The organism is Acinetobacter sp. WY4, from assembly GCF_018438165.1.
Taxonomy (GTDB): Bacteria; Pseudomonadota; Gammaproteobacteria; order Pseudomonadales; family Moraxellaceae; genus Acinetobacter.
Map to the genome: position 1 here is coordinate 529,080 of NZ_CP053947.1, position 26,476 is coordinate 555,555.

Annotated in this window: 22 protein-coding genes and 1 riboswitch; of the genes, 11 read left to right on the plus strand and 11 right to left on the minus strand. The window is 43.7% G+C overall.

What is annotated here, in order from left to right; genetic code table 11:
- Nucleotides 1-81 precede the first annotated feature (81 nt).
- The 4 genes from uca to G4D73_RS02460 form a co-directional block, all read right to left on the minus strand.
- Nucleotides 82-3,702, minus strand: coding sequence for an urea carboxylase (gene uca, locus G4D73_RS02445; protein WP_213687305.1), 3,621 nt, complete (start codon nt 3,700-3,702; stop codon nt 82-84).
- Between the two features lie 4 nt (nt 3,703-3,706).
- Entirely contained in the window at nt 3,707-4,369 is a 663-nt protein-coding gene (locus G4D73_RS02450) for an urea amidolyase associated protein UAAP2 (protein WP_195726015.1), read from the minus strand.
- A gap of 11 nt (nt 4,370-4,380) precedes the next feature.
- Nucleotides 4,381-5,118 carry an urea amidolyase associated protein UAAP1 gene (locus tag G4D73_RS02455; RefSeq protein WP_180049364.1) on the minus strand — a complete coding sequence of 246 codons (738 nt, stop codon included), beginning with the start codon at nt 5,116-5,118 and terminating at the stop codon, nt 4,381-4,383.
- 28 nt (nt 5,119-5,146) lie between these two features.
- A riboswitch (guanidine-I (ykkC/yxkD leader) is annotated at nt 5,147-5,258 on the minus strand.
- Between the two features lie 204 nt (nt 5,259-5,462).
- A complete protein-coding gene (locus tag G4D73_RS02460) occupies nt 5,463-6,356 on the minus strand; it encodes a LysR family transcriptional regulator (protein ID WP_004647024.1) in 894 nt (297 codons plus the stop codon).
- Nucleotides 6,357-6,637: 281 nt separating this feature from the next.
- Between G4D73_RS02460 and G4D73_RS02465 the strand changes: the two genes are divergently transcribed.
- Nucleotides 6,638-7,348: an HAD family hydrolase gene (locus G4D73_RS02465; protein ID WP_213687306.1), complete on the plus strand. Its 711-nt coding sequence runs from the start codon at nt 6,638-6,640 to the stop codon at nt 7,346-7,348.
- An 81-nt stretch (nt 7,349-7,429) separates the two neighbouring features.
- Here G4D73_RS02465 and G4D73_RS02470 read toward each other — a convergent pair whose 3' ends face one another.
- From G4D73_RS02470 to G4D73_RS02485, 4 genes are all read right to left on the minus strand, one after another.
- Nucleotides 7,430-7,780 (minus strand): hypothetical protein, encoded by a 351-nt coding sequence (locus G4D73_RS02470; protein WP_004280391.1) that lies wholly within the window; start codon nt 7,778-7,780, stop codon nt 7,430-7,432.
- Between the two features lie 259 nt (nt 7,781-8,039).
- On the minus strand, nt 8,040-9,206 hold the full coding sequence (locus G4D73_RS02475) for a fatty acid desaturase family protein (RefSeq protein WP_213687307.1): 1,167 nt from the start codon (nt 9,204-9,206) through the stop codon (nt 8,040-8,042).
- Between the two features lie 42 nt (nt 9,207-9,248).
- Nucleotides 9,249-10,271, minus strand: coding sequence for a flavin reductase family protein (locus G4D73_RS02480; protein WP_213687308.1), 1,023 nt, complete (start codon nt 10,269-10,271; stop codon nt 9,249-9,251).
- 298 nt (nt 10,272-10,569) lie between these two features.
- Nucleotides 10,570-12,207 (minus strand): long-chain-fatty-acid--CoA ligase, encoded by a 1,638-nt coding sequence (locus tag G4D73_RS02485; protein ID WP_213687309.1) that lies wholly within the window; start codon nt 12,205-12,207, stop codon nt 10,570-10,572.
- Nucleotides 12,208-12,585: 378 nt separating this feature from the next.
- On the opposite strand from G4D73_RS02485, the gene G4D73_RS02490 reads away from it, so the two are divergent.
- Nucleotides 12,586-14,007 (plus strand): PLP-dependent aminotransferase family protein, encoded by a 1,422-nt coding sequence (locus G4D73_RS02490; RefSeq protein ID WP_213687310.1) that lies wholly within the window; start codon nt 12,586-12,588, stop codon nt 14,005-14,007.
- A 48-nt stretch (nt 14,008-14,055) separates the two neighbouring features.
- Here G4D73_RS02490 and G4D73_RS02495 read toward each other — a convergent pair whose 3' ends face one another.
- From G4D73_RS02495 to G4D73_RS02505, 3 genes are all read right to left on the minus strand, one after another.
- A complete protein-coding gene (locus G4D73_RS02495) occupies nt 14,056-15,393 on the minus strand; it encodes a DcaP family trimeric outer membrane transporter (RefSeq protein ID WP_213687311.1) in 1,338 nt (445 codons plus the stop codon).
- A 108-nt stretch (nt 15,394-15,501) separates the two neighbouring features.
- Nucleotides 15,502-16,875 (minus strand): MFS transporter, encoded by a 1,374-nt coding sequence (locus G4D73_RS02500; RefSeq protein WP_005246252.1) that lies wholly within the window; start codon nt 16,873-16,875, stop codon nt 15,502-15,504.
- 230 nt (nt 16,876-17,105) lie between these two features.
- Nucleotides 17,106-18,017 carry a LysR family transcriptional regulator gene (locus G4D73_RS02505; protein ID WP_174894382.1) on the minus strand — a complete coding sequence of 304 codons (912 nt, stop codon included), beginning with the start codon at nt 18,015-18,017 and terminating at the stop codon, nt 17,106-17,108.
- A gap of 115 nt (nt 18,018-18,132) precedes the next feature.
- On the opposite strand from G4D73_RS02505, the gene G4D73_RS02510 reads away from it, so the two are divergent.
- The 9 genes from G4D73_RS02510 (at nt 18,133) to G4D73_RS02550 (ending at nt 26,467) form a co-directional block, all read left to right on the plus strand.
- Entirely contained in the window at nt 18,133-19,242 is a 1,110-nt protein-coding gene (locus G4D73_RS02510) for a muconate/chloromuconate family cycloisomerase (RefSeq protein WP_004647035.1), read from the plus strand.
- 13 nt (nt 19,243-19,255) lie between these two features.
- On the plus strand, nt 19,256-19,546 hold the full coding sequence (gene catC, locus G4D73_RS02515) for a muconolactone Delta-isomerase (RefSeq protein ID WP_004647036.1): 291 nt from the start codon (nt 19,256-19,258) through the stop codon (nt 19,544-19,546).
- Nucleotides 19,547-19,700: 154 nt separating this feature from the next.
- Nucleotides 19,701-20,621: a catechol 1,2-dioxygenase gene (gene catA / locus G4D73_RS02520; protein WP_086044786.1), complete on the plus strand. Its 921-nt coding sequence runs from the start codon at nt 19,701-19,703 to the stop codon at nt 20,619-20,621.
- 71 nt (nt 20,622-20,692) lie between these two features.
- Nucleotides 20,693-22,081 carry a benzoate 1,2-dioxygenase large subunit gene (gene benA, locus G4D73_RS02525; RefSeq protein WP_213687312.1) on the plus strand — a complete coding sequence of 463 codons (1,389 nt, stop codon included), beginning with the start codon at nt 20,693-20,695 and terminating at the stop codon, nt 22,079-22,081.
- A complete protein-coding gene (benB, locus tag G4D73_RS02530; RefSeq protein ID WP_004647040.1) occupies nt 22,078-22,569 on the plus strand; it encodes a benzoate 1,2-dioxygenase small subunit in 492 nt (163 codons plus the stop codon). The genes benA and benB overlap by 4 nt, the downstream gene beginning before the upstream one ends.
- Nucleotides 22,570-22,659: 90 nt before the next feature.
- On the plus strand, nt 22,660-23,676 hold the full coding sequence (gene benC / locus G4D73_RS02535; protein ID WP_213687313.1) for a benzoate 1,2-dioxygenase electron transfer component BenC: 1,017 nt from the start codon (nt 22,660-22,662) through the stop codon (nt 23,674-23,676).
- A gap of 17 nt (nt 23,677-23,693) precedes the next feature.
- Nucleotides 23,694-24,479 carry a benzoate diol dehydrogenase BenD gene (benD, locus tag G4D73_RS02540; protein WP_121979968.1) on the plus strand — a complete coding sequence of 262 codons (786 nt, stop codon included), beginning with the start codon at nt 23,694-23,696 and terminating at the stop codon, nt 24,477-24,479.
- Nucleotides 24,480-24,537: 58 nt separating this feature from the next.
- A complete protein-coding gene (gene benE / locus G4D73_RS02545) occupies nt 24,538-25,758 on the plus strand; it encodes a benzoate/H(+) symporter BenE (protein WP_213687314.1) in 1,221 nt (406 codons plus the stop codon).
- Nucleotides 25,759-25,795: 37 nt separating this feature from the next.
- Nucleotides 25,796-26,467 (plus strand): 3-oxoacid CoA-transferase subunit A, encoded by a 672-nt coding sequence (locus G4D73_RS02550; RefSeq protein ID WP_004731110.1) that lies wholly within the window; start codon nt 25,796-25,798, stop codon nt 26,465-26,467.
- Nucleotides 26,468-26,476 lie beyond the last annotated feature (9 nt).

The following is a 26,476-nucleotide window of genomic DNA, read 5'->3' on the forward strand; positions in this document are numbered from 1 at the left end:
TTCTCAAATAAAGATATACCAAAATTATTCTTGAAATTCAATAAGAAAACCGCCCTTACGGACGGTTTTTTTTCTATTTCATCAAGCCACTGGCGCCAAGGTAAACAACACCTGCCCCGTTTTCACCGTCTGCCCTTTTTCAATGGTAATCGCATCGACACGCATACGCTCAGGCGCAATAATCGGAATCTCAATCTTCATCGCTTCAATCACAGCAAGCGTTGCACCTTCTTCCACAATATCGCCTGAAGCACATTCAATTTTCCAGATTGAACCCGGCATATGCGACTCAACAGCACAACCGCCTGCAGGCACTTCCACACCTTCACCATCATTCACAGCATCAAGGCTTTCAGAGACATATTCTGCAAGACCTGCTTCATGCCAGCGACGGCGCTCTGCATCAAAGTTGGCTTGTTGCACCGATTTAAAGGCAGAAATGGACTCTTGGTTTTCAGTTAAGAAGTCATTGTATTCTTTTAAGTTCAATACACCTTCTTCAATACGCAGTTTTAAACGGCCTGCTTTAAAGTCCTCACGCATTTGCATGAGTTCCGCTTCAGACACTTCATAAAACTTAATCTGGTCAAAGAAGCGCAGTAACCACGGCATACCTTGTTCAAAGTCTGGGTTTTTACGGTAGCGTGACCACATTTGCGAGGTACGACCGACAAACTGATAACCGCCTGGACCTTCCATGCCATACACGCACATATATGCACCGCCGATCCCCACAGCGTTTTCAGGTGTCCATGTCCGTGCAGGGTTATATTTGGTGGTGACTAAACGCTGACGCGGATCAAGTGGCGTTGCTACAGGTGCACCCAAATACACATCACCCAAGCCCATGACCAAATAACTGGCGTTATAGACCACATCTTTCACGGCTTGTTTGTCTTTTAAGCCATTAATACGACGGATAAATTCGATATTGTCCGGACACCACGGCGCATCAGGTCGTACCGTTTGCATATAACGCTCAGTGGCAAGTTGTGTTTGTGAATCTTCCCAAGCTAGTGGTAAATACACGGTACGTGATGGCACTTGCATCTCGGTCACATCAGGCAGTTGCTCTTCTGCCACTTGAAGCATACGCAATAAATCCATCTGATCGAGTTGGGTCGAATCAAAATGAATTTGCAGTGAACGAATGCCCGGTGTCAGGTCAATAATGCCTTGAATATTTTGATCTTTCACCCATTGCATCAGCGCATGAATACGGAAACGCAGGTTTAAATCTAAAACTAACTCGCCATATTCCACCAACATATAGTTGTTACCGGCAGGACGATACACCACATCAGGCGTGCCATTTTGACCTTTTAGGGTATCTAAAATGGCAGATTTCAGTGTGCTGATTTCAGGATAAAATGCTTCATCAAAAGTCACCGCTTGCGTATCTTGGGCAGTTAATTGCGCATGATATTTTTCATTCAGCAATTTGGCTTGATGGTAGCTCACAGGCACAAATTTAACTTTATCACCGGCTTTGAGCTGACCCAATTTCCATAATTCAGAATTGATCACCACCGCAGGGCACACGAAACCACCTAGGCTTGGACCATCAGGCCCAAGAATAATTGGCATATCCCCAGTAAAGTCGATCGCCCCAATGGCATAGGCATTGTCATGAATATTGGATGGATGCAGACCCGCTTCACCACCATCCTGACGTGCCCATTCAGGTTTTGGACCAATCAAACGGATACCAGTACGGCTTGAGTTAAAGTGAATTTCAAACTCATTGGCAAAGAAAGTATCAATGTCGTTTTTGGTAAAGAAATCAGGTGCACCATGTGGACCATACATCACCGCAATTTCCCAAGTATTTGAGAATGTTGGGATTTGATCTTCATTTAATGCTTTTACTTCATCGGATGTAAATGCCGTGATTGGAAGCATATCGCCAATCAATAAATTACGCCCTGCATGACCACCAAACTGACCTAAGGTAAAAGTCGCTTGTGAGCCTAAATATTCAGGCACATTTAGACCGCCTTTAATGCCAATGTAGGTACGACAACCTGTGGCGATCTTGCCACATTTTAACACCTGACCTTTGCGTACATTGACAGTTTGCCACATTGGAACTTGAACGCCATCCAAAGTAGATGGCATATCACCACCAGCAAGCACAATTTGACTATCACAATGAAATTTTAGGCTTGGCCCTTGTAGCGTACATTCCAAACCTGCGGTATTCGGTACATTGCCTAATAGTTGGTTTGCGACATTTAAAGACAGCGGATCAATCGCACCGGATGGTGGCACACCAACATCCCAATAACCTAAACGTCCTGTCACATCTTGCACGGCGGTTTGAATGCCCGCTTGCAGAACTTCAATCTTTTGAGTTTTCCACTCAAAGGTATTTAAGAAGCGTGTGGTTTGTGTCCCCGCTTTAAACACATCGCAATCGATAATGTTTTGTAGATATTCAAGGTTGGTTTCAATGCCTGCCACTTGGGTTTTAGCCAAAGTATCCGTCATAGCTTGGATTGCCGATTCGCGATCATCTGCCGTCACAATGATTTTGGCAATCATCGGGTCATAGAACGACGAGACATTTGAACCTGTTTCTACCCAAGTTTCATTACGGGCATTGGCATCAAATTCGACATGCGTTAAAAGCCCCGCACTTGGTTGGAAGTTTTTAATCGGGTCTTCTGCATAGAGACGCACTTGAATCGAATGACCTTGAGACTCAAGTTTTGATGTAGGTGCCACCCAATCTCCACTGCCTAAAGTCACCATCCATTCAACCAAGTCCACACCAAAGACTTGCTCAGTGACACCATGTTCGACTTGTAGACGAGTATTCACTTCCAGAAAGTAGAATTCTTGTGTGTCAGTATCCATCACAAATTCAACGGTTCCGGCAGAACGGTAATTCACCGATTGCATCAACTGAATCGCGACATTTTGGATATAGGCACGTTGCGTATCATTAAGGTGTGGTGCAGGGGTTTCCTCAATCACTTTTTGGTTACGACGTTGCACCGAACAATCACGCTCACCCAGTGCCAACACCAAGCCATTGCCATCACCAAAGATTTGCACTTCGATATGACGGGCATTTTTTACAAATTTCTCGAGGTATAAGCCTGCATCTTTAAAGTTCGCTTGCGCTAAATACGACACGGTTGTGTAAGCATCTTTCAGCTCTTCAGCATTCCACACCAAACGCATACCAATACCACCACCGCCAGCGGTACTTTTGAGCATCACAGGATAACCGATACGTTCCGCTTCAAGCAGTGCTTCAGCTTCATCAGCGAGTAATTGACTACCCGGCAATAACGGCACATTGGCTTGAATTGCCAATTCACGTGCAGTATGTTTGAGACCAAAAGCTTTCATTTGCTCGGCATTTGGTCCCAAGAATACAATGCCTTGAGCTTCACACAGATTACAGAATTCGGCATTTTCAGAGAGGAAGCCATAACCTGGATGAATGGCTTGTGCACCTGTTTGTTTCGCCACTTCTAAGATTTTATCGACATTGAGATAGCTTTGGCTTGCAGGTGCATCACCAATAAAGACCGCTTCATCCGCTAAGGTCACATGCAGTGAATCACGATCCGCTTCTGAATACACCGCAACCGATTGAATGCCTAATTTTTTTAGGGTACGGATGACACGACAAGCAATTGCACCACGGTTGGCGATGAGAACTTTATTAAACCCATATTTTAAAGTCATAGTCTTATACCTCGCCTTCACGGACAATCAGTTGAATTTTAGTTGGGTTGTAGGCATTGCATGGGTTATTCAGTTGTGGGCAGTTTGAAATGAGGACAATCAAATCCATCTCGGCTTTGATTTCGACATATTTCCCCGGTGCAGAAATACCATCATCAAACTTTAAATGACCATCGCTTGTGACAGGCACATTCATAAAGAAGTTAATGTTGGGGCCAATGTGACGCACATTCAGACCATGCTTTTTTGCAATTGGATGTTGTGACAATGCAATCATGAAATTGTTACGGCAACTGTGCATTGGATATTTATCATGGGCATAACGAACCGTATTGCTTTCACATGAACATGCACCGCCTAAAGTGTCATGGCGACCGCAGTTGTCATCATGAATACTCGCAATTTTATTGCCAAAGTTGGTATATAAAGTCGTACCTTTTTCTAGATAAATTTGACGGTTCATCGCCAAAGTATCGGTTGCGCTATAACGCTCTTCAGGGTTATGTGCGGAAATAAACAAAGTATCCACCGCTTGATTACCTTCAAGATCAACAATACAGAAATACTGGCCTTTTTTGACTTCACACATCCATGCTTCACCGGCAGGACAAACTTCGCTAAGTACTGATTTTTCATGATTTTGTGTTGGGTTTACGAGTGCAGTCATGATCATTCCCCTTAAGCAGTTAAAGCGTAGTAGCGGTTATTATTTTGAAACGCACGCTGATTTTGCGGGCATGAGTCACGGCAGACATCGGTGTCGCCTAAAGGCAGTGCTTTAAAGAGTGAGAGCTGAATATCGGCTGGTGCATATTCATTAGAATTGTCGAGTGCATGTGGTGCGCTGGATAAAAACACCAAACAATCCATTTCAAAGCGTAGTTCAATTACTTGGTCGGTATTGTCAGACTTCACATAAGTTAAATTGCCATTGTCATCCGGTTGAACTTTTGAGAATAGATTTAAGGTATTACTCAGATCCGTCGCAGATAAACCAAATTTGGTCATCTCTAAAAGTAGGCTGTCTTTAGCATTGCGGTACATGTCGTTGCGGGCATCCTGGAAGGTCTTCGTGCCAAACTGTGCTCCAATTTGCGGTGCGGTACTTGGCGCACAAAAGGCATCATTCCAACCATGGTCATCTTTAACAATCGAGATCATCGCACGACCTAAATCAGACGCCAAAATGTGCCCTGTACTTAAAAATGCGCTGTGTTGACCTTTTAAGCTGTCTGGCATGTTATAGGCTTCAAGCTTATCTTCGCTATTCACACAAAACAGTGAAACATTGGCATTTGCGCCTAAAGATTTAAGTTGTAAAACTGCGCCACGCTGGATGCGTGCTGACCAGTGGTGTCCACCCGGTAAACGTTCAGTCCAGAGGACTTGATCTTCGTGATAAGTAGTTGTGCTCATATGCATCCATCCCAATCTTGTACGGTTTACCTCCCGGGCTTTTATCCCTCCGTGTAGCTTGAGCTTGAAACTTAAGCCGTGAACTCTCGGTCGCAGACCTACATGAATCTTCATGTATCGGAACCCTAGATCACTTTATGATTGAGTAGATAGATGCAAAGGACGTGCCAAACTGGTAATACTATTTTTTATATTCGTAATACTTTTTTTTGAGATGGAACTGATCACTTCAGGTGCAAGGCTCTGAAAAAGGCATCAAGATGTACCAAATAAAAAATCCCAGCTTGAACTAGGATTGTAAAATCTACAGATGAGGACTTTATCAAGATATCCAAACTGCAAAGTTATTTACTTAAAATCTCATGCAGCATATTACGTAACCATTGATGACTGGTTTTATGATGACAAGACATATGCCAATACTGCTTTACGGAATAGGTCGGGAAAGCAATCGGTGCCTCAAAAATCTTGAGATTGCCACGTGATAATAAAACTTCACTCAAATAATAAGGCACGGTCGCAATCGCATCGGTTTCCTGTACCACCAGTCCTACCCCGAGATAACTTGGCAGACGCATTAGAATGTCACGCTTGAGTTCCAGATTCAGCAATTCATTTTCAATATGGTAATGCCCCATCCCGGCATCAATATCAATATGGGTTTCACGTAAATACTCTTCTGTCGTGATGCTGTCACCGGTCAGGCGCGGATGGTCTTTCGCCGCGATCACCACATAATATTGCTCAAACAGTTTCTGCTGATAAAAGCCATTCTCCAGATTTGGCAAGAAGCCCAAAGCCAGATCAATCTCACCATTGGCCATTTGATAACTGGTTTCCGAGGTAATCGGACGCACATTCAGACGGATATGGGATGCATGCTGCTTCAGATACTGGGAAATTTTTGGCAATAACACCAGATGCGATACATCGGTCATCGCCAGTGTAAAGCGCTGCTGTGAAGTGACCTGATCAAAATTGATCGTAAAATTATTGATTGCTTCAACTTTGCTCAGTGCTTCGCTGACCAAGGGAAAGAGCTGTTTGGACAGATCCGTAGGTAGCATCTCATTGCCAATACGTAAAAATAAAGGATCACCATAATGCTGGCGAATTTTATTCAGCAGATTGCTCACCGCTGGCTGGCTCATATCTAAATGATCGGCTGCCTGAGATACGTTTTTAAATTTATAGACATAATAAAAAATACTGAGCAATTTACAGTCAAGTTCAAACACAGAAATACATTTCCTTTAACTTTCTCATCATTCGGACAGGTCTTTCATCCGCATAAGTCTATTGAGGGTCAGATTAAAATATAACACTTCGCAACTATTTTCAGGATTAAACTCGCTGTAATTTTCCGTAAATAAATACTTTTAACAGTTGAATAAATCCATTAAAAAGTCCCTTAGCGTAAAATTTCCAGCCCGGTTTGCTCAGGTCAGTTAAACATTTAAATCGTATGCGATATACTCAGCCCCACCGAATAAATGGTAAAAATACAGAGAAATCTTATATGTTTCAGGGTAAAAAGCTGGTCTGTTTTGATCTGGATGGTACGTTAATTGATTCCGTAGGCATTTGGAATCAGGTCGATGCAGCCCTGATTGATGAGCTCTCCAACAGAAAAGTCGATTTACATGAGATTCAGCAACAACGCGATCTTCAACTTACCGCTTTGAAACATAGGTCAGATCCTTATTTGGAATATTGTGAATTTTTAAAAGAACAATACGGTTTTGAACCAGCTAAAGAAGAAGTAAAAAATCGTCGTTATACAATTTCCCGACATTTTCTGGATCATATCGTCGAGTTAAAACCTCAGGCAGACCTCCTGATTCAGGCTTTAAAACAGCAACAGATATCTCTGGCTTTGACCACCACCACCAGTTTATTCAATGTACAGCGCTATCAGGATAACAATCGAAATATTAATTCTAAAATCAGCTTTGAGGATGATTTTTCCTTGATTCTCACCCGTGAAAATGTCCAGAACATTAAGCCGCATCCAGAAGTCTATGTGAATGTATTGCAAGCCTTTAACCTTCGACCTGAGGAATGTCTAATTATTGAAGACTCTCTAGTCGGTGTAGAAGCAGCAAATCATGCAGGCATCGAGGTAGTGGCAATTTATGACCAGCACTCCGCTCATGAAATAGATTTGATCAAAGCCAAAGCAAATTATTATGTCGAAGATTTTGCTGAATTATTAAGTTTCGTTCCATAAAGCATTCCTAAAAAAAGATGTCATGCTCTGTCCTTTCACATGACATCTTTGATTTTATCTTGTGCGTAAAATTCTCGCTGACTATTTGGCTTTTTTATAGATTGAGCCTGAACCGACCAGATTTCCGGTTTTCTCATCGATTGCGAAATCGACCATACCTGCACCTGCATTCAACTGAAGCATGCCATTTTCGTTCACTGCAGCGGGCATTGGATTCTTTTTCTCGGTTTTACCGGTTTCCTTATCTTTGATCGTATTGGTAATCAGATAATTTTCACCATTTTTAGAAATAACCAGAATATTTTCAAGTTTTGGATTTTCCACGGTGTTTTTCCAATTGCCCTGATAATCTGGTGCTGGCGCTTCAGTGGTGTTACAAGCAGTTAAAAGCACTAATAATGGGATTGCTGAAAAATATTTAAGATGTTTCAAAACTGAGACCTTGAGTGTAACGACGCGGCCATTATAGAGAGAAGCCTTTAGAGCTGAAGCAGGTTGTTGTAGGCAAAGCGTTTCAGCAGTACTGGATCTGTTTTGCTTTCGTCATTTTTTGAAATCTGTATCCATATTTTATTCATAAACAGGATTATTCTAATGATATTAAATCTGATAAAACTTAAAAAAAATTCCTCAATAGACCATCCAAATCTATTGAGGAGTACCAAAATGGTGAATAAGTAAAGCTTAAAAATTATGACAATAGTTTCGCTTTAAAGTAGTTGAATACAGATTTGGCAGCATGGGTTTTTTCAACCACCTGCTGAGTCCAGTGATTCGGTAGAGAACATTTAGCCAGACCTACCCACACTGTAGAAAACTGTTTCATGAAGCTGGCTTCGTTATAATGAATGCCATATTCTGCACAGAGCGCTTTAATTTTTGGCGCAACCTGCGCATAGCGATTGGCGGGCATGTCCGGGAATAGATGATGCTCAATCTGATGGCTCAAATTGCCACTCAAGATATGCAACCAGGTCGTTCCGCTAAAATTGCTCGAACCACGAATCTGGCGTAAATACCACTCGGCACGGGTTTCATTGTCAGTATTGTCCATTTCAAAGGTTTCAGCATCTTCAGTGAAATGACCGTTAAAAATGACAGCAGAAGCCCATAGACTGCGAATCACATTGGCCACCGCATTTCCGGTAAATACCGGAATAGCATTTGGCCCTGCAATAATTGGGAAAAATACATAATCTTTTAACATCTGACGGCGCATTTTCTGGCGCAAAGGTGCTGCTTCTTCCCAGACTTCTTTCCAGGTCTTGGTTTTATAAGCAATCACATCTTCCAGATGCAGGCGTTGCAAGCCAACATACCATTCGAAAAACACCATTAACTGAATGCCCAGTGGAATATTGAACAGGAAACGTGGTTCCCACTTTTGCGATTCACTGACTCGAATCAAGCCATAACCGACATCATGATCCATCCCGACAATATTGGTATAAGTATGATGAATATAGTTGTGCGTGTATTTCCAGTCATCGCCGGTTGAAATCGTATCCCAGTCATAGGTCGCACCGTTCAGACTCGGATCGTTCATCCAGTCAAACTGGCCATGCATGACATTGTGGCCGAGTTCCATATTTTCCACGATTTTGGAAAGACCGAGCAGACCTGTCCCCGCCAGCCATACCGGTGGCAACCAACCGGCAAACATCAGCATGCCGCGTGAGGCAATTTCGCTATAGCGGACAAAGTTACGGATTTTATAAATATATTCGGCGTCTTTTTCCCCCAGATCATCCATGACCTCGCGGCGGATTGCATCGACCTTGGCACCAAATTCCTCAATCTGTTCCGGACTGAGAAATTGGCTTTTGCTATGTCGTTTAAAATCAATTTGCATATTCATGGGAGCACCTTCTTATAGTTTAATTAATGGCTTATCAATAGTTTATAAATTAATTACCACAGGACTCACTGCCTGAGAAATGCATAGTTTGATCTGGGTATTATTACCATGATCAATTTCCCCAGTCAGGACATTTCGTACCGAACCACTGACCTTGGTACAGGAACAGGTATTGCAGATGCCCATCCGGCAGCCATGTGCTGGTCGCAAGCCAGATTTTTCGGCACTTTCCAGTAAATTGGACTGGGCTTGAAATTCCTGCTGCGATCTTAAAAACTGTACCGGCTGTGCTTTAATTTTTTCATCGACTACAATCTGGAAATATTCTGAATGAAAATTGGATTTCAATTCTAATTTATCGACGATTCTCAGTGCAGCTTTCATCATCCCGGCAGAGCCACAGGCATAAATTTTTCGTTCTGCAAAGTCTGGCACCAGCTTTTGCAATAAGCTCTGCATCAGATGCTGCTGGTGTTCCACGGTATTGAAATGGTGGTATTTCAAGTTTGGATGCATGAGAGCCAATGTTTTCAGTTCAGCATGAAAGGCATCATCTCGAGTGAAATAAATCAGGTCGATCTGTTCCAGAGATTGAATGACTGCTTTTTGCAGCAAGGAGTAAATGGCCGTAATCCCACTGCCTGAAGCCAGGAATAAAATCGGCTGCGTGGATTTTTGCAATGTGAACTCGCCTTGCGGCTGAGATATTTCGACCACCGCACCAATTTGCATCAGGCTTAGGGCACGTGACACTTTGCCCTGCTGTTTAACCGCAATGATAAGATCGCCATTTTTCAATACAGTGACCACAGAATAATGTCGCTGATGACGTACGCCATCAAGTCTGACAGTCACTGCAATATTCTGGCCGGCCTGAAATGACTTGGCTTTAAAATTATGATTTGGACGTAAATGAATCTTGAAAAAGTCAGGGCTGATGGCTTGAATGCCCATAACGGCAGCCTTAACTTTTTTGATTGCCCAGGTTGGATGGATTTTTTCACCAATAAAATCAATGAAATCTTCCCGGATCCAATGCGGCTGATAGGTTGGCATGCTTGTCATTTTTATCCCCTTATCCGCAGACAGTTTCATTAATGTACAACTGTCTAATTATTATATTGCTCAGGATAAAGAATTCTTACATTCAGACCATGTCAATACAGGTCAAATTATGTGCCTAAGCCATATAATATGACTTTTTGTCGGACAATATCATCTAAAAGTATCGATCAAGACTATATGGATTGAGAAAAAGCATTTTTAAACAGACAACGCTGCTTAGCCTGTACATAAAAAAACTGACCTCTATTCGAGATCAGTTTTTTGACTTCATGTAGGGATTTTCAGATTAAATGACGCTTTAACCTGCTGCCTGCTCCAAAAGAATAGTCCCATATAATTCACGCAGATCTTTTTTCAGCATTTTACCAGTACCACTGAGTGGAATCGCATCAACAAATACGACTCGGTCTGGAATCTGCCATTTGGCTACCTTGTCCGCATAATATTCCAGCAGATCAGTTTCACTTAGCTGGCTGCCCGGCTTTTTAATGGCAATCAATACCGGGCGCTCATCCCATTTAGGATGCTGGGCGGCAATCACGGCAGCCATCGCAATTTCCGGATGTCCCATGGCAATATTTTCCAGCTCCACCGATGAAATCCATTCTCCACCAGACTTGATTAGATCTTTAGAACGATCACTGAGTTTCATAAAACCATCCTGATCCAGCGTAGCAATATCGCCGGTATCAAACCAGCCATCTGCAGTCAGTGCAGACTCTTCCTTGCCGAAATAATGGCTGATGACCCAATGCCCTTTGACCTGTAAATTTCCTGTGGTCTGTCCATCACGTTCAATTTCATGCGTCCCTTTTTCTGCATCAGTCAAACGTAGGTCAACCCCGAATGGCGGACGGCCTTGGGACAGACGAATCTGTAATTTTTCTTCATCAGACAAATGCAAATGTTTGGTCTTAAGTTGATTCGCTGTACCCAGTGGACTGATTTCCGTCATGCCCCAGGCATGGATCGTTTCACAATTAAACTGTTCTTTGAACGCTCTTAGCATGGCAGGTGGGCATGCCGATCCGCCCACTACATTACGTTTTAGGCTTTCCAGTTTGGAGCCTGACTGGTTTGCGGCGGCAATCAAACCTTGCCAGATGGTCGGTACGCCAAGTGCTACCGAAACCTGATAAGTATCAATCAGGTTGACCAGACTGGCGCCATCCAGACCCGGTCCAGGAAGAACCAAGGTGCATCCGACCATTGCAGCGGCATACGGCGTGCCCCACGCATTTACATGGAACATAGGCACCACAGGCAACATAATATCGGCAGCTGAGACATTTAAGGAGTCAGGTAAAATGATGGCATAGCTATGTAATACCGTAGAACGATGGCTAAACAGTACACCTTTGGGATTGCCCGTAGTTCCCGAGGTATAACATAAAGAGCTTGCCGAGTTTTCATCAAGTGTTGGCCACTCAAATTCTGTATTTTGCCCGGCAATCAGATCATCATAAAATTGTACTTCCGGAATCGCTTCTCTGACTGCCGGATCAGCCGCATCCAGACAGATAAAATGCTCAACTGAGGTCAACAGTGCTTTCACGGCTTTAATTAAAGGGACAAATGTTTTATCAAACAGCACCACGCGATCCGCAGCATCATTGATGATAAAAATCAGCTGTTCAGGAAATAAGCGCGGGTTAATGGTATGACAGACCAGGCCACTGCCAGAAATGGCATACCAGGACTCTAAATGGCGATGATTATTCCAGGCAATAGTCGCGACCCGATCTCCCTGCGCTAAGCCGAGTTGTTGTAATGCATTGGCAAAACGTTTCGAGTTTTGGTGAATTTCTCCCCAATTGGTCACTGTAATACTGGTATCGGTATTTTTGGAAATTACCTCGGTATCGGCATGATAGCGTCCTGCATGTTCAATCATGCTGCTGATCAGTAAAGGCTGAAACATCATATTTCCGAGCATTTTCCACTCCTTTGTGCTTGTTATTGGTCCGTATTTGCGTATCGTTTTTATAGTTGCATGATGGCTCGGTCTGAAACCGTAACTTACTTTTTATCATCATGTGGATTGAATTTAGCAAGGAAATCTAAATTTGTAAGTATCGAATTGTGACAAATTAAGCCAAGTGACTGAGGCGTATAAAAATGGGAATACAATTTAGGTATAGATAAAATTTCCCCAGAAAATCTGAGACCTGGTTTTCACTTTAATTGTCGTACATCAAGACTCAAGCTTAAAAATAGAATGACAACAATCCTACTCCTTCCTTTTGTTATATTAAGTATCTTAAAATATGCTATAAATCAAAATAATTAGAACAGTTTTAGTTCAAGAAAGTGTATGTATAAGTCTGAAAAACTGGCACAGAATATCCGTCAGATGATTGAAAATGGCGTATGGAAGGCACATGAAAAATTACCTTCACTTCGCGAACAGACCCAATTATCTGGTTATAGCCTGATGACGGTACTCAATGCTTACCAAGAACTTGAAGCACAAGGTCTGGTCTATGCCAAAGACAAATCGGGCTATTACGTTGCAGAACACACTCAAGCTCTGCTCAATAGCAAACAGTCCGCCCAGATTGGTTTAAATCCTAAAATTCAAATCAATTCGGTGGTATTTAATTATTTAAAATCGACTCAGTCAGCAGAGATTGTGCCTTTTGGTTCTGCCTTTCCCAATGCAGAGCTGTTATATAACGCCAAATTTATGCAGATTCTGGCGCAGCAGGCCAAAAGAAAAAGCAGTTATAACAACCAGAATCATATGCCGCCCGGCAATCAGAACTTGCGGCAACTGATTGCTAACCGTTATCAATTACAAGGAGTTACCTGCAATCAAGATGACATTGTCATTACATCCGGTGCACTAGAAGCATTGAATCTGTCTTTACAGGCCTTAACCCAACCCGGTGATTTTATTCTGCTACAGCAAACCATATTTTATGGTGCCTGGCAGGCAGCCGAGCGTCTGGGATTACAGGTGATTACGATTCCGGAACATCCACAGTTTGGCTTTGATCTGGAATCATTTGAACAGGCTTTAAAACAGTATCCGATCAAGGTGTGCTGGCTGATGCTGAATGCCCATAATCCGATTGGCTTTACCGTCAGTTCTGAAATCAAACAAAGAATTGCGGAACTCTTGTATGAATATCAGGTGTATTTAATCGAAGATGATGTTTATCAGGAATTAAATTATGGTTCATCCAAACCGCTACCCGTTAAATATTTTGATCGGCATCAGATGGTTTTGCACTGCGCCTCATTTTCGAAAACGCTGGGGATGGGTGCACGCGTCGGTTGGGTGTATGCCGGCCCATTTTCCGATGCCATTCAGCACTTACAGCTCATGAGCACTTTAACGGTCAGCCCCTTACTGCAAAATGCACTGGTCGAGTTTATTTCACATCATCATTATGAAAAACATTTGCGGCATTTAAGGCAGCATCTGGAAAAATATAAAAAGAAATTTTATCAAGAACTTAAAGCACGTTTGGGAAGCATCTGTGAAATTTACTATTATTCCAGTGGTTATTTTCTCTGGATTGAATTACCTAAAGAAGTCGATGCCCAGCAGCTCTATGAACAATTGCTGCAACAGCATATTTCAATTGCCCCTGCACTGCTGTTTAAGCCGGAGCCTGCCAGCCAACATTATATTCGCCTGAACTGTTCGTTTGAATGGACAGCCAAGATCGAAAATGCAGTCAATCTACTGACAGAAACCATTCTTCAAAATAGCAAAAGCGCGGATTAATTCATCCACGCTTCTGTTACAGATCAGACGCTTTTATGCAAAGAAGTCTTAGAAATTGTAAATGGCAACCGCATTGATACGGTTATCTTCACCCTTACGACTACTAATCGCATCACCTTCAGTATTTAAGACAGGTCCATAGGCTTCACGCTCACCATAGACATATTCCAAACCAAAACTTAAAGGCTTGGTTGGGCTATAGAACACGTTAGCCCAAGCTTGCCATAAGTCTTTATTGGCTTTGGTCTTGTCAGTGACTGCATTGATATAAGCCTGATCTTCATCAAAATTCATATAGCCATAACCCAAGGTACCGCGCAATTTGTCATTAAACTGCTGAGTCAGGCCAACTGAAATTGAATCAAATTCGCTTTGTAATAAATCGCCATTTGCAGCGGTAATCACACCCGTATTGGCATAAGACACAAAGCTGCCATCGCCTTTAACATGGTAATAGTCAGCTTTGAGCGTTGTACCCGGTAAAACATCATACTTGGCACCTAAACCTACACCCCATGCCATTTTTTCATCTTCATTGACACGCTTTTCATTCCCCATCGCACGGGCACTGACTGTAAGATTATCAGCAAATTTATGATTTAAACGTGCTGTTAAAGCAGGTAGACGTTGTTTAATACCAGTAATGGTTGCATCTTTAGGATCTTCTACTGCAAATACCAGATTGGTTTCAGGACTGATTGTGCTGGTATAACGAACTTGTGGTGTCCGTTTAATTGAACCGCCAGCGTAAACCAATGCATCTACAGTTTCTGGAATATAATCTGGCACCGCAAAGTTCGACCAGGTTTGACCGATCAACCAGTTGGCATAGCTGATATAAGCATGACGGATACGCAAATTATCAAAGCTTGCGCCGCCCAGAAAATCCACTTCAACTTTACCGCTTAAAGCTTTATCTCCAGCACCGACTGGTGCTTTAAAATCCATGCCTAAACGGGTTGCAGCCAGAGTAGATTTAAATTCATCACTACGCTCACCGACACCTTCTAAAGGTACCGCATTAATCTGGTTATACATACGTGCTGCTGAACCACCTTCAGCCTGATAAGAGGCATCGGCACGAATATTTCCATAAAGATTAAATTCGGCACCACTGGCAATTTTCATGACGGGTTTGCTTGCTGGAGCAGGTGTTGCTGCAACATGTGCAGTGACCACAGCCGTTTGTCTTTGCTGTTGCTCAACCAGTGCGCGTAGAGCCTGAACTTCCTGGCGCAGTTGTTCAATTTCCTGCTGATTCGACTGAGCTGAGGTTTGTGCTTGAGTCGACAAGCTGATGCCCCCTAAACTCATTGCCATCATGCTCATCAGAACTGTGCGTTTGAATGTGATTGTTGGTTGATTAAATAATTGTGTCGTGTTCATCCTAAACTCGCTTTTTATTATGCGTTTCGATTCTAGCAACAGATCACCACCCGTTACGATGGCGATCTATATCATTGGGAATATTATCTTTATTGATTGAAATCTAACTTAATGTGTCGCTTCTTTTGCCAATGGATTCGGCTTCACATCAGGTGTTGCAAGGGCTTGGCCATCTACGGAAGTTTTTAAGTTCACCAGGAAAATTGCCAGCGCAGCGATTACGCCAGGAATCGCAATTGCAAAGAAGTTCATTTGATGCGGTAAATTCATGGTTAATAAAGCACCAGTGAGTACCGGCCCAACAATTGCACCAATACGTCCAATACCTGATGCCCAGCCCATACCGGTAGAACGTACTGTCGATGGATAATACTGCGCCACGAAGGTATAGAGCAGAATTTGTGAGCCAATCGTTGCAGCGCCTGCTACAGCAATCAAGGTATACAGAACGAATTGTGGACTGTTAAAACCAAGCAGAATCAATGCAATGGCACCACATAAGAACATGATAGTCAGCACTTTTTTGATATGGAATTTATCTGCGAGATATCCACCACCAATGGCACCTACCATACCGCCAATATTCAGTGCGAACAGGAAGATCATACTTGCACCCAGCGAGTATCCTGCCTGAATCATCAGTTTTGGTAACCAGCTACCCAAGGCGTAGACCATCAACAGGCACATAAAGAATGCCAGCCAGAACATAAAGGTACTGAAGCTACGGCCTTGTTGAAAGAGTGCTTTTAATGGCGCCTCATCCCCTTTTTGCACTTCATTCAGTACAAACTGGGTGTCACTAGTGATGACCTGTGTCGGAGAAATTTTCTGAATAATAGTGTGTGCTTGAGCCGTCTGTTGCTTGTTGGTCAGGTACATCAGGGATTCTGGCAGATATTTCCATAGAATCGGCAAGATGAGCAATGGAACGCCTGCAAGCAGGAACATGATTTTCCAACCAAATTGTGGCACCAACCATGCACCGAGTAGCGCAGAAGTCATCCCGCCAATGGCATAACCACTAAACATCAGGGCAACCAGCGTACTGCGGATACGTTTAGGCGCATATTCGGTCATCAATGCCACGACGTTAGGCATGACACCGCCAATTCCAAGGCCAGCCAGGAAACGTAAAATTCCGAATTCGACTGGTGATGTGGCAAAGGCACCGATAAAGGTAAACCCACTAAAAATAGCCACACAGATCATGATGGTTTTTTTACGGCCGAGTTTATCGGATAAAGTACCGAAACTCATGGCACCAAACATCATTCCGAATAAGGCAGTACTGGCCAGCATGCCCGCTTGTACCGCACTTAGCGACCATTCCTGCATCAGTAACGGCAACGCCACCCCATAGATGACCAGGTCATAACCATCAAAGATAATGATCAGCAAACACCAGATCAAAACCCCCCAATGAAAGGGTGTGAATTTCGCTTCATCAATCAGCGTATTTATATTCACTTTATTTGTAGACATCTCCACCTCCTAATTGTGAAGTTCAACTTATGCTGCTCACAATGCAGAAAATAGGAAAAAATGTCTAAAACTGAATAGGCATGGCTTTATACCTATAAGGTCTGGGTCAAATTAAACTATTCAATTAATTAATAAATATATTACTCAATCATTATGTTTTCTAAAACAGGTTGTTTTTATCGCATCCTCATAGGCTTTTAATGCTATATCATTCACACGATTTTTAGCGATTAAAATACCGATCGATCGTATTTTAGCGCTTCAAGATCATAGACTTGATATACAGCATCAAACAGGTAACGAATGTATTCGCTTTCATCCATATTGCGCATCGCCATAAAGACAGGACTGACTGCAAAAGCATCTGCTAGAGGTACAAACTTGAGATGGGCTAATTTAATGTTTTGTGCGCTTTCCGGTACGATGCAGACGCCTTCTCCAGCAGCGACAAAGCCCAGTGCCAGCTGTAACTCACGGACAATCCGGATATTTTTCGGTTCCAGACCATACTCGGAAAATATGCCACGAACCTGGGTAGAGAAATTTGCCTTTCCAGTATTCGGATATAAGAACAGATGCTGATCGACCAGTTCAGATAAATGTATATTTTCACGATGAGCCAGTACATGACTTGAGTGAGCCGCCACCACTAGGCGTTCTTCACGCAATAACACGCGTTTTATCGCAGGATCCGAGATTCTTAAACGGCCAAAACCGACATCAATTCTTCCCTCTTTCAGCGCCTGAATCTGTTCATAGGTATTCATTTCCATCATCTCAATTTTGAGCTGGGGATGTTGCTGCTTAAATAGAAACACAATACGCGACAGCAAGCCGAACAATAAAGAGCCGACAAAACCAATGCTAATGGTGCGATCCGCGATACCAATCCGCTTGGTCATCGATTTGATTTCTTCCGCATTAGACAAAAGTTTAACAGCGTGCTGATAGAAAAATTGACCGGCTTCGGTGGTTTTTAGCGGGCGGCTACCACGCTCAAATAGCTGAATATCGAGCTCTTGCTCTAGATTTTGGATTTGTCGGCTCAAAGGTGGTTGAGCAATAAACAGTTTTTCTGCCGCTTTGGTAAAACTTTGTTCTTCGACGACGGCAACGAAGTAACGCAAATGTCTGAGTTCCATGGCTCTGAATACCTTTAAAGTATAAAAAAATGCTAAATCGATCTTAGACCAATCAACATTATTCTTTTAAGGTATATCAAGTCAAAGCATTAAAGCAAGAATGTGAACCCGTATTATGTATAAGTCAGTTGAAACCTTGCTGGTAGAAATTCCAACCATTCGCCCTCACAAGATGGCAGTGGCGACGATGCAAACCCAGACCCTGGTATTGGTCAAAATCACCACTGAAGATGGTTACATCGGTTGGGGTGAAGCAACAACTATCGGTGGCTTAGGTTATGGTGATGAAAGCCCGGAAAGCGTAAAAGTTAATATTGAAACTTATTTTGCGCCTCTTTTAAAAACATTATCCGGTTTAAATGTTGCACAGACATTACAAGCAATCAAAAAGAATATTAATGGTAACCGTTTTGCCAAATGTGCGATTCAGACTGCACTTTTAGACATTCAGGCACAACGTTTAGGTTTGCCATTAAGCGAAGTCCTCGGTGGCCGCTTACGTGACAGTATTCCAGTTCTTTGGGTATTGGCTTCTGGCAATACCGAAAAAGATATTGCGGAAGCAGAGAAAATGGTTGCGGCAAAACGTCACAACATTTTCAAACTCAAAATCGGTTCGCGTCCGGTAGAAGAAGATGTTGAACATGTGCTGGCAATTAAGAAAGCCTTAGGCAAAGACGTTTCAATCCGTGTGGATGTGAACCGTGCCTGGTCAGAACTGGAAGCGATTAAAGGCATTCAGTTATTGCAAGATGGCGGTGTTGATCTGATTGAACAGCCATGTGCAATTGATAACCTGGACGCCATGCGCCGCCTGACCCGACGTTTTGATGTTGCCATCATGGCAGACGAATCGTTAATGGGCCCGCACTCAGCTTATGAGATTGCCAAACAAAACGGTTCTTCTGTGTTTGCAGTCAAAGTTGCCCAATCGGGTGGCCTGATTGAAGGCTGTGAAGTAGGCAAGATTGCCAAACTTGCAGGTATTGACCTGTATGGCGGCACCATGCTTGAAGGCCCAGTGGGCACGATTGCTTCGGCACATGTGTTCTCTACTTTTGAAAGTCTGGCATTTGGTACCGAGCTGTTTGGTCCTCTACTGCTGACTGAAGATATTTTGAAAACCCCACTCAACTATCAAAACTTTGAACTTGAGATTCCGAAAGGACCAGGTCTGGGGATTGAGTTGGATGAAAACAAGATTGACAACTTGCGTCGTCAGTAATTAGGAGAAACCCATGCTTTTCCACGTACGTATGGATGTAAACATTCCACGTGATCTGCCAGTTGAACAGGCAAACGAAATTAAGGCTGTTGAAAAGGCTTATTCACAGGAATTGCAGCGTCAAGGCAAATGGCGTCATATCTGGCGCATCACGGGCCAGTACTCAAACATCAGTATTTTTGATGTTGAAAGCAATGAAGAGTTGCACAACCTGTTACAAGGCTTGCCTCTCTATCCTTATATGAACATTGAAGTAATGGCATTAAACCGTCACCCATCTTCAGTTCGAGATGACGACAGTTGATTGAATGAGCGGATTGGGAGTCACCGGATTCCCCTTCCAAATCGAAAACAGAGGGTACCTCAACAAGGATTGTGGCCAGCCAGATTTAGCCAGCCAATGAAAGCTAAAAAAATGCGCCACTAAAAGATGAAAGACATACTTTAGGAGCAATAGTATGAATCGCCAAGAAATTGATGCATTAGTTAAGCAAATGAACGTTGATACAGCGACAGGTCCTGTAGATGAACGTGTACAACAAGTTGTTGTGCGTTTATTGGGCGACCTTTTCCAGGCTATCGAAGATCTTGATATTTCCCAATCAGAACTGTGGAAAGGTCTGGAATACTTTACTGATGCCGGTCAAGCGAACGAATTAGGTTTATTGGCTGCAGGTTTGGGTCTGGAGCATTACCTAGACTTACGTGCTGATGAAGCGGATGCTAAAGCAGGCATTACTGGCGGTACGCCACGTACGATTGAAGGTCCACTTTATGTAGCTGGCGCACCTGAAACAGTAAGCTTTGCGCGTATGGATGATGGTTCTGAAGAAGGCAAAATCCCGACTTTAATCATTGAAGGTACAGTGACGGATACTGACGGCAACCGTGTTGAAGGTGCCAAAGTTGAAATCTGGCATGCAAACAGCCTGGGCAACTACTCATTCTTTGACAAGTCACAGTCTGACTTTAACTTGCGTCGCAGCATCATTACCGCTGCCGATGGTCAATATACTGCATTGACTACAATGCCAGTGGGTTATGGCTGCCCTCCAGAAGGTACAACTCAGTTTGTACTGGACAAATTAGGCCGTCATGGTAACCGTCCATCGCACGTACATTACTTCGTATCTGCACCGGGTTACCGCAAGCTGACTACTCAATTCAACATTGAAGGCGACCAATACCTGTGGGATGACTTCGCATTCGCTACTCGTGAAGGCCTGGTGGCAACTGCGGTTGACGTGACTGATGAAGCTGAAATTGCAAAACGTGGTCTGAAAGGTCCTTTCAAACACATTCAATTTGATATTGAACTTGTGAAAGAGAAACAAGACGCACCTTCTACTGAAGTTGATCGTCGCCGCGCTAGCGCTTAATACATTAAGAAGCGGGATATGCCTTGAGATATATCCCGCTGACTTCCCCCTTGGAAAGTCGGAGAAAGGACATGCCTCGTATTCCCGTAATTAACACCAGCCATTTAGACCGCATTGACGAATTACTGGTTGATGATTATGAATCTGGTGAATTTAAACTACACCGTTCAGTATTTACAGACCAGGCCCTGTTTGACCTTGAGATGAAATACATCTTTGAAGGCAACTGGGTTTATCTGGCGCATGAAAGCCAGATTCCAAACAATAACGACTTCTATACTACCTATATGGGTCGTCAGCCGATCATCATTGCACGTAACCGTCAAGGTGAACTGAATGCCATGATCAATGCCTGTTCGCATCGCGGTGCACAATTGTGCCGTAACAAGAAAGGCAATAAAGCAACTTATACTTGCCCATTCCATGGCTGGACCTTCAATAATTCAGGTAAGTTATTAAAAGTCAAAGATCCGGCTGAAGCGGGTTATTCAGACTGCTTTAATAAAGACGGTTCACATGACCTGAAAAAGGTTGCCCGTTTTGAAAACTATAAAGGTTTCCTGTTCGGCAGCTTGAATCCGGATGTTCCTTCTCTGGAAGAATACCTGGGCGAAGCGACCAAAATCATTGACATGATCGTGGGTCAGTCTGATCAAGGTCTGGAAGTTTTACGTGGTTCTTCGACTTATACCTATGAAGGTAACTGGAAGTTGACTGCTGAAAACGGTGCCGATGGTTACCACGTGTCTGCAGTACACTGGAACTACGCTGCAACGACTCAGCAACGTAAAGAAAAACAAGCGGGTGACAATATTCGTGCCATGAGTGCAGGTTCATGGGGCAAACAAGGCGGTGGTTCTTACGGCTTTGAACATGGTCACATGCTGCTTTGGACACAATGGGCTAACCCGGAAGACCGTCCTAACTTTGCCAAAAAAGATGAATATACCGAACAATACGGTGAAGCAATGGCGAAGTGGATGATCGAACGTTCACGTAACCTGTGTATCTATCCGAACGTTTACTTCATGGATCAGTTCGGTTCACAAATCCGTGTGTTACGTCCAATTTCTGTCGATAAGACTGAAGTGACAATCTACTGTATCGCGCCTGTAGGTGAAGAGCCGGAAGCACGTACACGTCGTATCCGTCAGTATGAAGACTTCTTTAATGCATCAGGTATGGCGACACCAGACGATCTTGAAGAATTCCGTGCTTGTCAGGCAGGTTATGCCGGTATCGCGCTGGAATGGAACGACATGTGCCGTGGCTCTAAACACTGGATTCAAGGTCCGGATGATGCTGCCAATGAAATCGGTTTAAAACCAAAACTTTCTGGTATTAAAACTGAAGATGAAGGTCTATACCTGTCTCAGCACCAGTACTGGTTAGAATTGATCAAAAAAGGTATTGCGACTGAGAAAGAAATTGCAGCATCAACTGAAGGAGAAAACGCATGAGCGACATCACTTTAGAAAATATTGCTCAGTTCCTGTATCAAGAAGCCCGCTTTTTAGATGATGAACAATGGGATGACTGGTTAACCTGTTATGCCCCTACTGCGTCTTTCTGGATGCCAGCTTGGGATGATGATGACAAACTGACCACAGATCCACAGTCTGAAATCTCATTGATTTACTATCCAGACCGTCAAGGTTTAGAAGACCGCGTGTTCCGGATCAAGACTGAACGTTCATCTGCAACCATGCCGGATACACGTACCTGCCATAACATCAGCAATATTGAAATTGTTGAACGTGATGGCGACAAAGTGACTGTACGTTTTAACTGGAATACTTTGAGCTTCCGTTACAAAACAAGTTACAGCTACTTCGGTATGTCTCGTTATGAAATCGATTTCTCAGGCGATAAACCGCAAATTTTAAGCAAATATGTGGTACTGAAAAACGATTACATCAACCAGGTTATCGACATTTATCACCTCTAAGACTGTTTATACAGCTAGGTTATGCCTTTCGGTCAGATGGAAAATTGGCTGAAAGGCTCAGTTACAAAGATTTATATAGGATATTCAGCCATGTCAAACCACAATGTTGCACTTCAATTTGAAGATGGCGTTACACGTTTTATTTCTGTTTCAGATGGTGAAACACTGTCAGATGCAGCCTACCGTCAAAAGATCAATATTCCTTTGGACTGCCGTGATGGTGCTTGTGGAACGTGTCGTGCGTTTTGTGAATCAGGTTCTTATGACATGCCTGAAGAAACTTATATTGAAGATGCTTTAACGCCTGAAGAAGCCGCTGAAGGCTTTATTCTGGCTTGTCAGTGTAAACCAACTTCAGATGCAGTATTCCAGATTCAAGCTTCTTCAGAAGTCTGCAAAACTGAAATTCATGAATTCCAAGGTACGCTGGCGCGTGTCGAAAACCTGTCTGACTCGACTATTACTTTTGACATCCAGTTAGATGAAGGTCAACCGGACATTCACTTCCTTGCTGGTCAATATGTCAATGTCGGTATTCCGGGCACGACTGAAACCCGTTCATATTCATTCAGCTCAAAACCGAGTGACCGTTTGACCGGTTTCGTAGTACGTAACGTACCGAACGGCAAAATGAGTGAATTCTTAAGTAAAAATGCCAAAGCTGGCGACAAGATGACTTTTACCGGTCCATTTGGTAGCTTCTACCTGCGCCCTGTGACCCGTCCTGTCTTGATGCTGGCTGGTGGTACAGGTATTGCACCATTCATGTCAATGCTGCAAGTGCTGGAAGAAAAAGGTTCAGAACATCCAGTGCGTTTAGTATTTGGTGTGACCAATGATTTCGACTTGGTTGCCATTGAAAAACTGAACGAACTGCAAGAAAAATTCCCGTGGTTCGAATACCGCACTGTAGTAGCAAATCCAGAATCTGCACATGAGCGTAAAGGCTATGTGACCGGTCATATTGAGAACGAATGGCTAAATGGCGGTGATGTAGATGTTTACCTGTGTGGCCCTGTACCAATGGTTGAAGCAGTTCGCGGCTGGCTGGATGCTGAAGGCGTGAAACCTGCAAGCTTCCTGTTTGAAAAATTCTCTGCCAATTAATAGAGGGAATTTGTTCAATGTCTAATCGTCAAAGATTTGAAAATAAAGTCGTAATTGTGACTGGTGCCGCGCAAGGCATCGGTCGCGGTGTCGCGCTGCAAGTGGCGAGCGAAGGTGCTCAAGTCGTTATGGCTGACCTTTCCCCTTATGTGGAAGAAGTTCTGGCTGAAATTGAAGCGACTGGCGGTGATGCGATTACGGTCAAAGCCAATCTGGAAACGTTTGCCGGTGCTCAATCAGTCGTTGAAAAAGCGCTAGAAACCTATGGCCGTGTCGATGTCCTGATCAACAACGTCGGTGGCGCGATCTGGATGAAACCTTTCGAAGAATTTTCTGAAGAGGAAATTATCAAGGAAGTGAACCGTTCATTGTTCCCGACGCTGTGGTGCTGCCGTGCAGTACTTCCGGAAATGATTAAAAATCAGAAAGGTACCATTGTAAACGTATCTTCTATTGCGACACGCGGCATTAACCGTGTGCCATATTCGGCATCGAAAGGTGGTGTGAACGGCCTGACCGCTTCCCTTGCCTTTGAACATGCCAAAGATGGAATTCGTGTCAATGCAATCGCGACGGGTGGCACTGAAGCACCACCACGTAAAGTACCGCGCAATGCCAATCCACTGACTGAATCTGAAAAAGAATGGATGCAGCAAGTGGTTGATCAGACCATTGACCGTACGTTTATGGGACGCTACGGTACGATTCAGGAGCAAGTGAATGCGATTGTATTCCTGGCTTCCGATGAATCATCTTATATGACAGGTACCGTGGTACCAGTCGGTGGTGGTGATCAAGGCTAGTCCTGATCATCACGATTTTTAACAGGCTCATGGTTCGACGCAAGGAGGCACATCACCAATGAATACCCTGTTTCAGACATTAAAAAATGATTGGTCAATTTCAGCAACTGTTGCAGGATTCTTAGCAGTGCTGATTTCCTATTCAGGGCCACTGATCATTTTTTTCCAGGCGGCGCAGCAAGCCCAGGTTTCCCCGGACATGATGATTTCATGGATTTGGGGAATTTCTATTGGTGCCGCACTCGCAGGTATCTTTTTATCGATTAAATACAAAATACCTGTCGTTACCGCCTGGTCTGCACCCGGAACAGCTTTATTAGTCACGCTGTTTCCCGATATTTCGCTCAATGAAGCGGTTGCTGCCTATATCACCTCTGCCGTGGTGATTTTTTTCATTGGGATTACCGGTTATTTCGACAAATTGCTGTCCTGGATTCCCCAGGAAGTCGCTGCCGGAATGATGGCGGGGATTTTACTGCAGTTTGGTTTAGGGTTGTTTACCGCGACCGATACCATGCCCTATATCGTCTTTGGCATGCTGGCGGTATTTTTGCTGGCCAAGCGTTTCAGTCCACGTTATGCCATGGTCTGGGTGCTGGTTGCGGGTGTGGTTTTAAGCATGTTATTGGGTAAGATTAACCCGGTCACAGCAGATTTCAGTCTGGCGATTCCGCAATTTATTGCACCAGAATGGACCTGGAGTTCAACCCTGAATCTGGTCCTCCCCCTGATTCTGGTCAGCCTGTCTGGCCAGTTTTTACCGGGAATGGCGATTATCAAACTCAGTGGTTATGACATGCCCGCCAAGCCAATTATTAGTGCAACCAGTATTGCCTCGCTTGCAGTGGCCTGTGTAGGTGGTATCACGATTGTCTTGGCCTCGATCACAGCTGCTTTGTGTCTGGGGAAAGATGCCCACGAGCTGAAAGAAAAGCGTTATATCGCTGGTGTGGCGAATGGGCTTTTTTACATTTTAGGCGGCTTATTTGCCGGCAGCATTGTCATGCTTTTTAGCCTGATGCCCAAAGAATTAATTGCGGCTTTGGCAGGACTGGCATTACTGGGTGCGATTGCCACCAACATTTCCGTGGCCATGGGCAAAGAGTCGCAACGTGATGCAGCACTGATCACCTTTTTAGCGACTGCTTCCGGCATGCATTTCTTGGGACTGAGTTCAGTCTTTTGGGGAATTTGCATTGGCCTGGTAGCACATTTTCTGCTGTCACAGAAAAACCGTAACGCAGTTCCGGTTACAGCATCAGATTCAAAACGAGTTTAAAGACATCCATCAGTTTAGGATATGTAAGGACCAGATTATGATAGATAAAAGTTCATTATCATTGAAAGAAGCACTCTCCCAGATCAAGGACGGTTCTACCATTATGATCGGTGGTTTCGGTACAGCGGGTCAGCCTGCTGAACTGATTGATGGTCTGATCGAATTGGGTATTAAAGACCTGATTATTGTCAACAATAATGCCGGTAATGGCGATTATGGTCTGGCGAAACTGCTTAAAGCGGGCGCTGTGCGTAAAATTATCTGTTCTTTCCCGCGTCAGTCAGATTCCTGGGTATTTGACGAACTCTATCGTGCAGGCAAGATCGAACTGGAACTGGTGCCGCAAGGTAATCTGGCTTGCCGTATTCAGGCAGCAGGTATGGGCTTAGGTCCAATCTACACGCCTACCGGTTTTGGTACTTTGCTGGCTGAAGGCAAACCGACCATGAACTACGAAGGTAAAGACTACGTTTTAGAAAATCCAATTAAAGCTGACTTTGCTTTAATTAAAGCTTCTAAAGGCGACCGTTGGGGCAATCTGGTCTACCGTAAATCTGCGCGTAACTTCGGCCCGATTATGGCGATGGCTGCGGATGTGACGATTGCTCAAGTTTCTGAAGTGGTTGAACTGGGTGCACTGGATCCGGAACACATCATCACCCCGGGAATTTTTGTTCAACACGTTGTTCAAGTTAAACCTGCACAATAATTGGCATCG